The organism is Streptomyces sp. NPDC030862 (assembly GCF_055571835.1).
Map to the genome: position 1 here is coordinate 766,152 of NZ_JBVIEN010000001.1, position 12,018 is coordinate 778,169.

Below are 12,018 nucleotides of genomic sequence, written 5' to 3' on the forward strand. Positions count from 1 at the left end.
CCCTATGCGGAGGACGGGGTCCGTAGGCTGTCGTCCCATCAGATCCCATGCAGGACCGTACGAGGAGCCCCATGCCCAGACTGGCCATCTCGGAGGAATTCTTCGAGGAGTACGACCGGCTGGAAAAGCACGTCCGCGCGGGCGTCCGTGACGCCATCCGGATGTTCCAGCAGCTCACCGTGGCGCAGTTGTACTCGGGCAAGGGCCTGCACCTGGAGCAGTTGCAGCACGCACGTGATCCGCGGATCAGAACGATCCGCATCACGAAGTCGTACCGCGGCGTGGTTCTCGCCCCGGATGACGGCAGTGACACCTTTCTGCTCATCAGAGTGGCGCAGCACGATGACGCCATCGAGTGGGCTCGTAAGCGCGCCTACTCGGTCAACCGCGCCACCGGTGCTCTGGAGGTCCGCAACGTCACGGCTTTGGAGTACATGGAGCCGTTCTTCGAGACGAAAGCCCAGCAAGCGCCGGCCAGGCTTTTCGCTGGCCACTCGGACACCACACTGCGTGATCTCGGGATCGATGACCAGACACTTCGGCTGGTGCGGCTGTGCGTCGACCGTGACGACCTGCGCCTGGTGGCACCGCCGTTGATGCCCGCGGACCAGCACGAGGTACTCGAATTTCTCGCCGAGGATTTCAGTCCGAAGGAGGTCTGGGAGCAGCTCATCACCGAGCGCCGCCCTGCGGCCGGCCGTCATGGCAGCGAGGAAGCCGTAGTAGGCATCGCCGAGGCCATCCGCAACACGCCCGGCCGCATCGTCGAGGTGACCGGGGCAGATGAGCTGGACCGTGTGCTCGCCGACGACTTCGCACGCTGGCGGGTCTTCTTGCATCCGGCCCAGCGGCGCGTGGCCTACCACCCGGGGTACAGCGGTGCCGCGCAGGTCACCGGCGGGCCCGGCACGGGCAAGACCGTGGCTGCCCTGCACCGGGTGCGGCACCTACTCCGGGCCCACCGCGGAGGCGACGGACGCATTCTGCTCACGACGTTCACCAACGCCATGGCCGACGCGCTCCGACAGAACCTGGCCCTGTTGCTGGGTGAGGCGGACAAGGACTTGCTGTCCCGGGTCGACGTCACCACCGTGGACGCCCTCGCCTCGCGCGTGATCCGTGAAGCGCAAGGCAGCGCGCCGAAGGGGCTGAGTAGCGCTGCCGAGCGCAGCCACTGGGCCAAGGTCCGTGCGCGGCACGGGCTGTCGTGGTCGGAGCAGTTCCTGGCCCAGGAGCTGCGGCATGTGGTGTTGGCGCAGGACCTGCGCAGCCCGGAGGAGTACTTGGGCTGTGTACGGCGCGGACGTGGCACGCCGGTAGGGCCGGTGCAGCGCGCCCAGCTGTGGCGCGCCATCGAGGACTTCCGCGCCGCGGTGTCGGCCCGTGGCATGGCGACCTATCCCCAGATCTGCGCGCAGGCCGCGGACCTGCTGAGGGAACAGGGCCCCCGCTATCAACACGTCGTCGTAGACGAGGCGCAGGATCTGCACCCTGCGCAGTGGCGCGTGCTGAGGGCCTGCGTGGCGCCAGGACCGGACGATCTCTTCCTCGTCGGCGATCCGCATCAGCGGATCTACGATTCGAGGGTTTCGCTGCGCTCGTTGGGCATAGCGGTGACGGGCCGGTCCACCAGGTTGCGGATCAACTATCGCAGCACTGAGGAGATCCTCACGTGGGCCGCGTCCCTCCTCGACGGCCAACGCATCGAACGCCTCGGCGAGGACGACGAAGACGGCGAGTTGGACAGCCTGACGGGGTACCGGTCCGAGCTCCACGGCCGAAGGCCGACGGCACACGGCTGGCGGACGCAGGATGAGGAGCTCACCGCTGTGGTGCAGCAGGTTCGCTCGTGGATCGATGACGACGGCGTCGTCCCCTCCGACATAGCGGTGTGTGCCCGGTTCAACACACTGGTCGACGCCGTCATCGCCCGGCTCCGCCGCGACGGCATTCCGGCGGTGGCCGTCAAGGACGCGGTCGGCCCGGCGGTGAGTGGCGTACGGGTCGCCAGCATGCACGCCATGAAGGGCCTGGAGTTCCGCTGCGTCGCCATGGTCGGGGTCACAGCGGGCGTTCTGCCCTTCCCGCCGCAGGTCACGCCGGCCGAGGTGGACCCACTGCAGCATCGCTCGGACATGCTCGCCGAACACTGCCTGCTCTTCGTCGCATGCACCAGGGCGCGCGACGCACTGGCCGTTTCCTGGCACGGGGAACGCTCAACCCTGCTGGACCCCGTGGCCGACTAGCGGGGCCGGCAAGGCCCGACTGCGCCTTCTCCCAGGTGGCGGGGTCCTGGCCGGAACCGGCAGATGACCTGCCTGTTCCGGCCGGCCGGTGGCTTTGCGAGCCGACCGGGCCGGGTGGGACCGGCCCCACTCCGGGAAAGCAGAAGACCCCTGATCGAAATCAGGGGTCCCAGCTGGTGTCCGAGGGGGGACTTGAACCCCCACGCCCGATAAAGGGCACTAGCACCTCAAGCTAGCGCGTCTGCCATTCCGCCACCCGGACAAGGTGTCTGCCGTTTCGCGGGGTGTTCCCCGCGGCGACATGGATAACTCTACCAGGGGTTTGAGGTGCCCTTCACCCGCATATCCCGTGGTCAGGCGGCCGGGGCGGCTCGTCGGCGGGGCCGCGGGGGCAGGGCGCACAGTGCGTTGCCACGGGCACACTGATTGTGCTCGGGGGGCTCGGGAGGGTGGGCCGCGGCGGTCAGTCGTCGCCGATCTGCAAGGCCAGCGCGAAGTACTCACCGTCCGTTCCGGCGAGCAGGCTGTCGAACAGGGGTGTGAGTCCGTTCACGGCGCCGCATGCGGCGTCGTGGTTGGTCCACCATTCGGCCTCCGGTCCCAACAGGGACACCACCCGTTCCGCCGCACGCTCCGCGGTCTCGACGGGCAGGTGCCGGTGGTTCGGCCAGACCAGGTCGACGGTCGCGAGCCGAGCCAGGAAGGCCGCGGCCTCGTGCGTTTCCACCGGTTCGAGGGCCGCGCGGATCTCGGGGACGGAGGGCGGGGCGTACCCGGGCAGGAAGCGCCGCCAAGCCTCGTCCGCCGCGACCGCGGCCAGGAGCGTACGGATCCGGGCCGCCGGCGCCGACAGGCCGGGGCTGGAGCCCCGGCGCGGGCCCGGGCCCGGCTCGGTGAAACGGCCGGCCGCCACGTACACCCGCATCGGCGTGGAAAGTGCCGCCATGCCGGCTTCCAGCTCCGCCAGCACCCCCATGGACGTCATGCGGCCGTACGGTCGAGGCGCTGCCGCTGTGCGTCGGTGAGCCGGAGGTCCGCCGCGGCGAGGTTCTCCTCCAGGTGGGCGGCCGAGCCCGTTCCGGGGATCGGCAGGACGACCGGGGAGCGGGCGAGCAGCCAGGCGAGCAGGACCTGCGGGACGGTGGCTTCGAGCTCGGCGGCGACGGTCGCGAGCACGGACGCCCGGCCGGAGTCGGTTTCCGCGGCGACGGGACGCCAGGGAAGGAAGGCGATGCCGCCGGCCTCGCATGCCTCCAGAACCGGCTCGTGGTCGCGGTCGAAGAGGTTGTAGCGGTTCTGGACGCTCGCGATCTCGGCGGCCTGCCGGGCCTCGGCAAGCTGCGCGGTGGTGACCTCGGACAGCCCGATGTGCCCGATCTTCCCTTCGAGCTGGAGCTCGCGGAGCGCGCCGACCTGTTCGGCGACCGGGATCTCCGGGTCGATCCGGTGCAGCTGCAGGAGGCCTATGCGCTCGGTGCGGAGCCGGCGCAGGCCCTGTTCCACCTGCTCCCGCAGGCTTTCCGGCCGTGCGTCGTACGCCCACCCTTCGGGCCCGGACTGAGTGACCCCGACCTTGGTGGCGATCAGCAGGTCGTCCGGGTACGGGTACAGGGCCTCGGCCAGGAGTTCTTCGTTGGCGCCCCATCCGTACAGGTGGGCGGTGTCGATCAGGGTGACGCCGAGCTCGACAGCGCGCCGGGCCACCGCGATGGCGGTGTCCCGCCCGGGGCCGGGCAGGGTCGGCAGGCGCATGGCGCCGAACCCGAGGCGGGCTACCCGGTATTCGCCCCCGATGGAGAACGTGCGCGCCGCGTCCGGAGTATTCGGTATGCCAGAAGTCATCGGTTTCCCCCCTTGTCGGCCCGACGATACCCGGGCCCTCTGACAGCACCCCCCTGTACGGCGCCCTCGCGCTCTGCGAGGAACTCGTCGAGCAGCTCGAACAGCACCTTGATGACGCGCGACTCCTGCTCAGGGGTGAGCTCGGCCTCCCATCCCTCGGGAAGGGCTATATGGCGGACCAGACCGGCCCAGTCGTGGTTGCAGTCGCGCTTTCCCCGGTGAACAAGCCACTCCCGCCAGTCCAGCCCCGGCCCGCCGTGGCGCCGGGAGTGCTGGTGGTAGCCCTCCAGGTACCCTTCCAGGCCGCTCAGTGTCGTCCGCCCGATGAACATGCCGGGCCGCTTGGCGACGTTGGCGAAGTATTCACGCTCGCTCATACGGATGAGATCCATCCGGGCATCGTCCCGCAGACGGTCATGCGCGTCGATCGTCAGCCAGACCCTCATGGCGTAGGAACGCCGCGCGTGAGTTGCCGATCTACACCGCCCCCGCAGGCTGGGAAGGAGTGCCCTCGGCTACAGGGAGCAGAACCATGAGCATGGTGACCCGGAAAAGTGAGATCGCCTCGCAGTCCCTCGAGGTGTTCGCGGTGGAGGTCGGCGAAGGAGACTGGCAGGCGTTGCAAGAGGACCCGGAGAGGTTCTTCCGGTCGCGTCTCGAACCAGAGCACAAGGTGAACGGCATCTGCGTCGACGCCAGGAACCTCCGCTCACCCGAAGCGGCGATCCGGGGAGGTTTCGTCGAACTCGTTCATATCAGCGGCGGTCCGTTCAACTCGTACTACATCTGGCCCGAGCGGCTGCAGTGAGGACGGGCAGGTGACGATGGTTCGCCGGACGCCGGTCCGGCGAACCATGTGTTCAGCAGTCCTTCTCACGGAGTGAGTGGAGGTGGGCGGCGGCTTTGCGGGCGAAGGTGAAGGACTCGACCGGGTTGTCGTGTTCCGCCTGCCAGTGGTGGTCGCGGCGGCCGCCGGGGGTGCGGGTGACCGCCGAGATGAAGCGCCGGTAGTCGATGTCTCCGTCCCCGACGTCCACCATCCGGTAGCCGTCGCGGGCGGTGTCGTCGCGTTCGCCGTCCTTGACGTGGAAGAGCGGGTAGCGGTCGGGCTGCCGGAGCACGTAGTCGAGCGGGTCGAAGGGGGCGGGGGTGCCGTCGGCGCGCTTGCCGAAGCGGAAGCGGCCGGCGTACGCCCAGTAGATGTCCATCTCGAGGTAGACGAGGTCGGGGTCGGTTTCGGCGAGCAGGACGTCGTAGAGGCGTACGTCGGGCCGGTCGGTGGCGAAGGAGAACTCCTCGGCGTGGTTGTGCTGGTAGAACTTCATGCCGCGCTTCTTCGCCTCGGCGCCGTAGTGGTTGAACTCCTCGGCGCAGCGCTTCCAGCCGTCGACGGTGGCGCCGTAGCGCCAGGGGCCGGAGGCGGTGCCGATGTGCTTGAGGCCGAGGGCCTGGGCGTCGTCGAGGACCTTGGTGAGGTTCTGCGCGAAGGTGTACGCCGTGGGGTCGGAGGAGTAGTAGCCGACGTGGCTGCCGATGGCGCGCAGGCCGTGGTCGCGGGTGAGGCGCCTGAGCTCGGCGAGGGTGAGGGGGCCGGCGGAGCCCTGGGAGTAGCCGGCGTACTCGACCTCGTCGTAGCCGTGGCGCCGGAGCTCTTCGAAGACGGGGCCGAAGCCGAGGGTGGAGACCTTGTCGCGCAGTGAGTAGAGCTGGATGCCGAGGCGGCCGGGTGGAAGGACGGGCCGGCCATGGCCCCGGCCGGTGGCTTCCGCGGCCGACGCGGTGGCGGTGGTGGGGCCGAGGAGGGCTGCGGCGGTGGCGCCGGCGGCGACGCCGAGCATGCCGCGTCTGCTGAGGCGGTGGGCGAGCTCGGGATCGGTGCTGCTGGTCGTGCGGGGCATGTGGATAACTCCTCGTTGTCAGCGGCGTGTGCTTCAGTGGAGACCAGCGAGTTGAAGCAGCAGGGACTTCACATCGGTGGCCGCGACGCGGCCGGGCAGGGCTCGGGGGGTGGAGCAGATGATGAGTGGACCGTTGTCCCCGTTGTCCCCGTTGTCACCGGCGTCGCTCGTGGGGAGGCGGCCGTGGCTGCCGCGAATAGGTGAGGGGTCGAGGGGCACGACCGCCAGGCGGTAGCGCATGCCCAGTTTCTTGCGTGCGATCGCCGTGGCGGCCTTGAGCCGTACGTACGGGTCGAGGGGATCCATGAACAGCTCGGCGGGGTCGTAGCCGGGTTTGCGGTGGATGTCGACGAGCCGGGCGAAGTCGGGGGCGCGGGTGTCGTCGAGCCAGTAGTAGTACGTGAACCAGGCGTCGGGTTCGGCGATGGCAACGAGCTCGCCGGAGCGCGGGTGGTCGAGGCCGTGGGCCTTCTTGCCTTCGTCGTCGAGCAGCCGGTCGAGGCCGGGGAGGCCGGCGAGGACCTCCCGGGTGGCATCGAGGTCCTCCGGGCGTCGTACGTAGACGTGGGCGAGTTGGTGGTCTGCGACGGCGAAGGCCCGGGAGGCCATGGGGTCGAGGTACTCCATGCCGTCCTGGGTGTGGACCTCCAGCAGGCCCGCGCGGCGCAGGGCGCGGTTGATGTCGATGGGCCGGGTCACGCGGGTGATGCCGTACTCGGAGAGCGCGACGACGGTACGGCCTTCGGCCCGGGCGTCGTCGAGGAGGGGGGCCATGACCGTGTCGAGGTCGGTGGCGGCCTGGTGGGAGCGCGGGTCGTCGGGGCCGTAGCGCTGGAGGTCGTAGTCGAGGTGCGGGAGGTAGCAGAGGGCGAGGTCGGGGGTGCGGGTGCGGAGGATGTGGCGGGTGGCGTCGGTGATCCACTGGCTGGAGACGATGTCGGCGCCGGGGCCCCAGAAGTGGAAGAGGGGGAAGGTGCCGAATTTCTCGGTCAGTTCGTCGTGCAGGGCGGGTGGCCGGGTGTAGCAGTCGGGTTCCTTGCGGCCGTCGGCGTAGTAGATGGGGCGGGGGGTGAGGGTGATGTCGGTGTCCGCACCCATGGCGTACCACCAGCAGATGTTGGCGACGGTGTAGCCGGGGTGGGCGCGGCGTGCGGCGTCCCAGAGCTTGTCGCCGGAGACGAGCCGGTTGTGCTGGCGCCACAGCAGGACGTCGCCGAGTTCGCGGAAGTACCAGCCGTTGCCGACGATGCCGTGTTCGGAGGGGAGGGTTCCGGTGAGGAAGGTGGACTGGGCGGTGCAGGTGACGGCGGGCAGGACGGTGTCGAGGGGGGCGTGGGAGCCGGTGCGGGCGAGCCGCTTGAGGTTCGGCATGTGGTCGAGGAGCTGGGGGGTGAGGCCGACGACGTCCAGGACCAGGAGGGGGGTGGGCCGTGTCATGGGAGTTCCTTGAGGCCGAGGTCGGTGAGGAGGTCACGGGCCAGGCTCAGCTCGGCGGCGATGCCGTCCGCGAGCCGGCCGCGGGTGCGGGGGCGCAGCTCGGGCGGCAGGGCCTCCCAGGTGTAGGTCTCGACCTCCAGGTGGCGGGTGTGCGGGACCGGGCCTCCGACGAGCCGGGCCAGGGCGCCTTGGAGTACGGGGAGCGTGGAGGTGAGCGGCGGGGCGGCCGGGCTGTGCAGGGGGACGTGGAAGTGGGCGCGCCAGGGGGCGCCGTCGGGGAGCGCGTCAGCGGCGAGCGCCTCGGCGAGGTCGTCGGTGCCGCGCAGGCCGGCGGCGGTCCGGGTGCGCGTCTGGTGGAGGAAGCGGGGCTCGGCGAAGGCGGCGAGTGCCTCGCGTACTTCGGGGAGGTGCGGGTGCTCGGCGTGCAGGGCGGCCGAGAGCTGGGCCTTGGGGATGGCGATGCCCGCCGCGACGAGCGCGTCCAGGGCGGTGTGCGGGTCTTCGAAGGAGGTGGCGAGATGGCAGGTGTCGACGCAGACGCCGATGCGGGGGCTCGATACGGCGGTGAGCGGGCCGATCGCGTCTGCGGTGGTCTCGATGGTGCAGCCGGGCTCGGGTTCGAGGCCGACCCGCAGGGATTTGCCGGTGAGTTCCTCGAGTGCGTCCAGGCGTTCGGCGAGGGTGGTGAGCGCGGCGCGGGCGGTGTCGGCGGCGGCGGTGTCGAAGGGGGTGCGCCAGGCGATCGGCAGGGTGGAGACGGAGCCCTCGGTGACGTCGTCCGGGAGGAGCGCCGCGAGGAGGCGGGCCAGGTCGGTGGTGTGGGCCAGGCGTTCGGGCCGGGTCCAGTCGGGTTGGTAGACGCGGTACTTGACCTCCTGGGCGCCGAAGCCCTCGTACGGGAAGCCGTTGAGGGTGACGACCTCCAGGCCGCGCCGGTCGAGTTCGGCGCGCAGGCCGCGGAGGGCGGCGGGGTCGGCGGTCAGCGCGTGGGCGGCGTCCTTGGCCAGCCAGAGACCGATGCCGAGGCGGTCGCGGCCGAGGCGTCTGCGGACGGGTTCGCAGTGGTCCCGCAGTTGGGCGAAGACTCCGTCGAGGGTCTCGGCGGGGTGGACGTTGGTGCAGTAGGCGAGGTGGATGGTGGAGCCGTCCGGGTGGCGGAAGCGCATGGCCGGCTCCTCTCATTCCCCGCCGCGGAGGATCGAGTTGCCCTCGTGGAGGGGGCCCGGAGAAGGGAGGTCGAGGTGGAGGCGTCCGCTGAGGCCGTAGAAGGCGACGGGGTTGCGCCACAGGACCCGGTCGACGTCGTCGGGCGTGAATCCGGCGGCGAGCATGGCATCGCCGACCTTGCGGGTCTTGAGCGGGTCGCTCCTGCCCCAGTCGGCGGCCGAGTTCACGAGGATGCGCTCGGTGCCGTACGCCTTGAGGACCGCGACCATCCGCTCCTCGTCCATCTTGGTGTCGGGGTAGATGGAGAAACCGAGCCAGGCGCCGCTGGAGGCGGCCTCTTTCACGGTGGTCTCGTTGAGGTGGTCGAGCAGGACCCGCTCCGGGGGGAGGTGGGATTCGCGGACGACGTCGAGGGTGCGGCGCAGTCCGGCCAGTTTGTCGCGGTGCGGGGTGTGGACGAGGGCGGGCAGGCCGTGGTCGGCGGCGAGCTGGAGCTGCGCGGCGAGGGCGGTGTCCTCGGCGGGGGTCATGGAGTCGTAGCCGATCTCGCCGACGGCGACGACGGAGTCCTTGACGAGATAGCGCGGCAGCGCGTCGAGGACGGGTGTGCAGCGGGGGTCGTTGGCCTCCTTGGGGTTGAGGGCGAGGGTGCAGTGGTGGGCGATGCCGTACTGCGCGGCGCGGAAGGGCTCCCAGCCGAGCAGCGCGTCGAAGTAGTCGAAGAAGCTGGCGGGCGAGGTGCGGGGCTGACCGAGCCAGAACGAGGGTTCGACGACGGCGCGGACCCCGGCGTCGTACATCGCCTGGTAGTCGTCCGTGGTGCGGGAGGTCATGTGGATGTGCGGGTCGAAGATGCGCATCAGGACTCCTCCGGGGGAACGGTCGCGGCGAGGGCGCGGTGGAGGTCGGCGGGGACGGGGCGGCCCGCGGCGGTGCGTTCGGCGGCGTAGTCGGCGAGCATCCGGACCAGCTCGTTGTCGCCGCGGGCCCGCTCGGGCAGGCCGGCGACGGCGTCGAGCGGGACGCCGGTGAAGAGGCACTTGAGGATGGCGTGGCGCCAGGAGTGCGGATCGAGGTGGGCGGCGGCGTACGGGCCGACGGCGGCGGCGACCAGCCGGGTGTCGTTGGTGCGCAGGGCGTCCTCGACCAGGGGCAGCGCCTCCGGTCCGGGGACCAGCGAAGGGAGGGCGAGCAGGACGGCGCGCCGCTCGGCGGCGGTGCCGTGGTGGTAGAGGCGGGTGAGGGTGTCCGTGTCGGCGCGGGCCTCGCGGAGGAGGAGGGTGCGTACGGAGTCGGCGTGTTCCTGGCCGCAGTGGCGCCCGGCGGAGGCGAACCGCAGCTCCCAGGAGGGCGGTCCGCCGGCGGGGTCGGGGTCCGGTGCGGTGGGGGCGGAAGCGGCGGCGTGGGCGGCTTCGGCGAGGGCCTCGTCCAGCCAGGCGCGGGCGGCGCCGCCGAGCCGGCCGTCCAGTTCGGTGCGGATCGGCGTCACAGTGCCGGCGCTCCCTTCGTGAGGAACTCGATGGACGCGCGGGCGAGTTCGGGGCCCGCGTGGGAGTGGCGGGGCAGTTCGACGACGGTCAGGCCCTGGTAGCCGGTGGCGGTAAGGGCCGCCAGGACGGGCGGGAAGTCGATCTCGCCCTCGCCGAACGGCAGGTGCTCGTGGACGCCGCGGCGCATGTCCTCGATCTGGACGTGGTGCAGCCAGGGCGCGGCGGCACGGACGCAGTCGGCGGGTGGTGCGGGTTCCAGGCACTGGCAGTGGCCGATGTCGAGGGTGAGACCGAGGAGGTGGGGAGCGGGGTCGCCGAGGGTGCGGCGCAGGCGGTGGAAGTCGTCGAGGGTGGCGAGGAGGTGACCGGGTTCGGGTTCGACGGCGAGGGGGACACCGACGGTGGCCGCGGCGTCCAGGACGGGGGTGAGTGCCTCTTCGAGCCGCTGCCACGCGGTGGCGGGGGACGTGCCGTCGGGGACGGTGCCGCTGAAGCAGTGCACGGCGTGGGCGCCGAGGTCCGCGGCGATCCGCACGGCCCGCAGCAGCAGCCGGGTGCGGGCGGCGCGCCCGTCCGGGTCGGGGTCCAGCAGGGACGGGCCGTGCTTGCGGCGGGGGTCCAGGACGTAGCGGGCGCCGGTCTCGACGGTGACGCCCAGGCCGAGTTCGCCCAGGCGGCGGGCGACGCGGTCGGTGCGGGCGGCGAGGTCCGGAGCGAGGGGGTCGAGGTGCATGTGGTCAAGGGTCAGCCCGACGCCGTCGTACCCGAGGTCGGCGAGCAGGGCGAGGGCGTCGTCGAGACGGAGGTCGGTGAGGCCGTTGGTGCCGTAGCCGAAGCGGAGTCCCGTGGGAGCGGGGGTGGCGGTCATGTGGGGCTCACCTTGCGTGCGAGCGCCCGGGCGAGCGGGGCGAGCCCCATGACGGCGAGCCCGGCGCCGAGGGCACCGCCGCGTGCGGCGAGCGCGGCCTGCAGCGGAATCATGGCGCGGATGCCGCCGCCGACGGCGCGTTGGGTGAGGTGTGGGGAGGGGTTGAGCGCGGCGTGGAGGAAGGGCACGCCGGCGGTGCGGGCGTAGGCCATGGTGCCAACTGCGGCGGCGAGTGCGGCGGCGCGACCCGCCGTCGCCTGGCCCGCGGGCCAGGGGACGGCCGCCGTGCGCTCGCCCCTGGCGGCGGCGACACATCGCGCAGCGCCCCGGGCCAACAGGGCGGCCAGGGCCGTGGTGGCCGCGAGGGCGGCGAGGGGGGCCGTCGTCGAGCCGCCGTGGGCCTCGTGGCGGGAGACCGCCGTCACCGCGTACGTGTGCGCCCCCAGCACGGCGGCCGACGGCAGGGCGGCCCGCGCCGCCCCGGCCGCCGCCTGACCCGGTGCCTGCCCCGCCGCCCGGTCGGCGGGGGTCGCCGTGGCCGTCGCGCCGAGGAGGAGGTCCAGGGCGCGGGCCGCAGCCATGGTGGCGGGCGCCGCGGGGGTGTGCTTGAGGTGGAGGTCGTACGACCAGACCGCCACCGCCAGGGCCGACGCCACCGCCAGGGGCGCGCGGCCCGCGCGGGCGGCGAGGGCCAGGCCCGTGGCGGTCAGCGCGGCGGAGGCGGCCAGGGCCGCGCGCGGGGTGACGCGCCCCGAGGGGAGCGGCCGGTGCGGGCGGTCGAGGGCGTCCTCGTTCCGGTCGGCCCAGTCGTTGAGGGCCATGCCCGCCTCGTACAGGCACAGCGAGGCGCCGACCGCGAGCGCGGTGCGCCGGTTCGGTCGCAGGCCCGCCGCCGCGGCGCCGGCGAGCGCGTCGCCCGGCACGCTGAAGAGCGCGGAGACACGCAGGAGTTCCGCCCATGCCCGCAGCCGCGGCCTGCGGCGGTCCGGCGTGCCGAAGCTGCGGACCAGCAGGGTGCGGCCCCGCCCCGGTGCCACCGGCCCCGCGCCCTGTCCCTCCGCGCCCCGTCC

Annotated in this window: 12 protein-coding genes and 1 tRNA gene; 2 read left to right on the forward strand and 11 right to left on the reverse strand. The window is 72.0% G+C overall.

Translation table 11 applies throughout. The features are described 5' to 3' along the window. The first annotated feature begins 71 nt into the window (after positions 1-71). The gene (locus tag ACZ42X_RS03445; protein ID WP_468283780.1) at positions 72-2,246 is read left to right on the forward strand and encodes a UvrD-helicase domain-containing protein; all 2,175 of its coding nucleotides are present in this window, start codon (positions 72-74) and stop codon (positions 2,244-2,246) included. A gap of 174 nt (positions 2,247-2,420) precedes the next feature. Here the strand turns inward: ACZ42X_RS03445 and ACZ42X_RS03450 are convergent. The 4 genes from ACZ42X_RS03450 to ACZ42X_RS03465 all read right to left on the reverse strand — a co-directional run bounded on the left by ACZ42X_RS03450 (position 2,421) and on the right by ACZ42X_RS03465 (position 4,465). Beyond that, a tRNA-Leu gene (locus tag ACZ42X_RS03450) sits at positions 2,421-2,508 on the reverse strand. A 201-nt stretch (positions 2,509-2,709) separates the two neighbouring features. Then, on the reverse strand, positions 2,710-3,231 hold the full coding sequence (locus ACZ42X_RS03455; RefSeq protein ID WP_468283782.1) for a hypothetical protein: 522 nt from the start codon (positions 3,229-3,231) through the stop codon (positions 2,710-2,712). Beyond that, positions 3,228-4,088 carry an aldo/keto reductase gene (locus ACZ42X_RS03460; RefSeq protein ID WP_468283784.1) on the reverse strand — a complete coding sequence of 287 codons (861 nt, stop codon included), beginning with the start codon at positions 4,086-4,088 and terminating at the stop codon, positions 3,228-3,230. The genes ACZ42X_RS03455 and ACZ42X_RS03460 overlap by 4 nt, the downstream gene beginning before the upstream one ends. Further along, positions 4,085-4,465 carry a hypothetical protein gene (locus ACZ42X_RS03465; RefSeq protein WP_468283786.1) on the reverse strand — a complete coding sequence of 127 codons (381 nt, stop codon included), beginning with the start codon at positions 4,463-4,465 and terminating at the stop codon, positions 4,085-4,087. The genes ACZ42X_RS03460 and ACZ42X_RS03465 overlap by 4 nt, the downstream gene beginning before the upstream one ends. A gap of 155 nt (positions 4,466-4,620) precedes the next feature. On the opposite strand from ACZ42X_RS03465, the gene ACZ42X_RS03470 reads away from it, so the two are divergent. After that, complete coding sequence (locus ACZ42X_RS03470) at positions 4,621-4,896, forward strand: hypothetical protein (protein ID WP_468283788.1); 276 nt, start codon at positions 4,621-4,623, stop codon at positions 4,894-4,896. A 52-nt stretch (positions 4,897-4,948) separates the two neighbouring features. Here the strand turns inward: ACZ42X_RS03470 and ACZ42X_RS03475 are convergent, their stop codons facing one another. The 7 genes from ACZ42X_RS03475 to ACZ42X_RS03505 are packed head-to-tail and all read right to left on the reverse strand — an operon-like array spanning position 4,949 to position 11,958. Beyond that, positions 4,949-5,986 carry a sugar phosphate isomerase/epimerase family protein gene (locus ACZ42X_RS03475; protein WP_468283790.1) on the reverse strand — a complete coding sequence of 346 codons (1,038 nt, stop codon included), beginning with the start codon at positions 5,984-5,986 and terminating at the stop codon, positions 4,949-4,951. A 33-nt stretch (positions 5,987-6,019) separates the two neighbouring features. Next, a complete protein-coding gene (locus ACZ42X_RS03480; protein ID WP_468283792.1) occupies positions 6,020-7,423 on the reverse strand; it encodes a nucleotide pyrophosphatase/phosphodiesterase family protein in 1,404 nt (467 codons plus the stop codon). Further along, positions 7,420-8,589 carry a metabolite traffic protein EboE gene (gene eboE / locus ACZ42X_RS03485; protein ID WP_468283794.1) on the reverse strand — a complete coding sequence of 390 codons (1,170 nt, stop codon included), beginning with the start codon at positions 8,587-8,589 and terminating at the stop codon, positions 7,420-7,422. The genes ACZ42X_RS03480 and eboE overlap by 4 nt, the downstream gene beginning before the upstream one ends. 12 nt (positions 8,590-8,601) lie before the next feature. Further along, on the reverse strand, positions 8,602-9,450 hold the full coding sequence (locus tag ACZ42X_RS03490; protein WP_468283796.1) for a TatD family hydrolase: 849 nt from the start codon (positions 9,448-9,450) through the stop codon (positions 8,602-8,604). After that, positions 9,450-10,079 carry an EboA domain-containing protein gene (locus ACZ42X_RS03495; RefSeq protein ID WP_468283798.1) on the reverse strand — a complete coding sequence of 210 codons (630 nt, stop codon included), beginning with the start codon at positions 10,077-10,079 and terminating at the stop codon, positions 9,450-9,452. The genes ACZ42X_RS03490 and ACZ42X_RS03495 overlap by 1 nt, the downstream gene beginning before the upstream one ends. Then, a complete protein-coding gene (locus ACZ42X_RS03500; RefSeq protein WP_468283800.1) occupies positions 10,076-10,948 on the reverse strand; it encodes a sugar phosphate isomerase/epimerase family protein in 873 nt (290 codons plus the stop codon). The genes ACZ42X_RS03495 and ACZ42X_RS03500 overlap by 4 nt, the downstream gene beginning before the upstream one ends. Next, complete coding sequence (locus tag ACZ42X_RS03505) at positions 10,945-11,958, reverse strand: SCO3242 family prenyltransferase (RefSeq protein WP_468284126.1); 1,014 nt, start codon at positions 11,956-11,958, stop codon at positions 10,945-10,947. The genes ACZ42X_RS03500 and ACZ42X_RS03505 overlap by 4 nt, the downstream gene beginning before the upstream one ends. Positions 11,959-12,018 lie beyond the last annotated feature (60 nt).

Coding starts and splice junctions, on each gene's coding strand:
- ACZ42X_RS03445 (WP_468283780.1), top strand. CDS start 72: ATGCCCAGACTGGCCATCTCGGAGGAATTCTTCGAGGAGTACGACCGG.
- ACZ42X_RS03455 (WP_468283782.1), bottom strand. CDS start 3,231: ATGACGTCCATGGGGGTGCTGGCGGAGCTGGAAGCCGGCATGGCGGCA.
- ACZ42X_RS03460 (WP_468283784.1), bottom strand. CDS start 4,088: ATGACTTCTGGCATACCGAATACTCCGGACGCGGCGCGCACGTTCTCC.
- ACZ42X_RS03465 (WP_468283786.1), bottom strand. CDS start 4,465: ATGAGCGAGCGTGAATACTTCGCCAACGTCGCCAAGCGGCCCGGCATG.
- ACZ42X_RS03470 (WP_468283788.1), top strand. CDS start 4,621: ATGAGCATGGTGACCCGGAAAAGTGAGATCGCCTCGCAGTCCCTCGAG.
- ACZ42X_RS03475 (WP_468283790.1), bottom strand. CDS start 5,986: ATGCCCCGCACGACCAGCAGCACCGATCCCGAGCTCGCCCACCGCCTC.
- ACZ42X_RS03480 (WP_468283792.1), bottom strand. CDS start 7,423: ATGACACGGCCCACCCCCCTCCTGGTCCTGGACGTCGTCGGCCTCACC.
- eboE (WP_468283794.1), bottom strand. CDS start 8,589: ATGCGCTTCCGCCACCCGGACGGCTCCACCATCCACCTCGCCTACTGC.
- ACZ42X_RS03490 (WP_468283796.1), bottom strand. CDS start 9,450: ATGCGCATCTTCGACCCGCACATCCACATGACCTCCCGCACCACGGAC.
- ACZ42X_RS03500 (WP_468283800.1), bottom strand. CDS start 10,948: ATGACCGCCACCCCCGCTCCCACGGGACTCCGCTTCGGCTACGGCACC.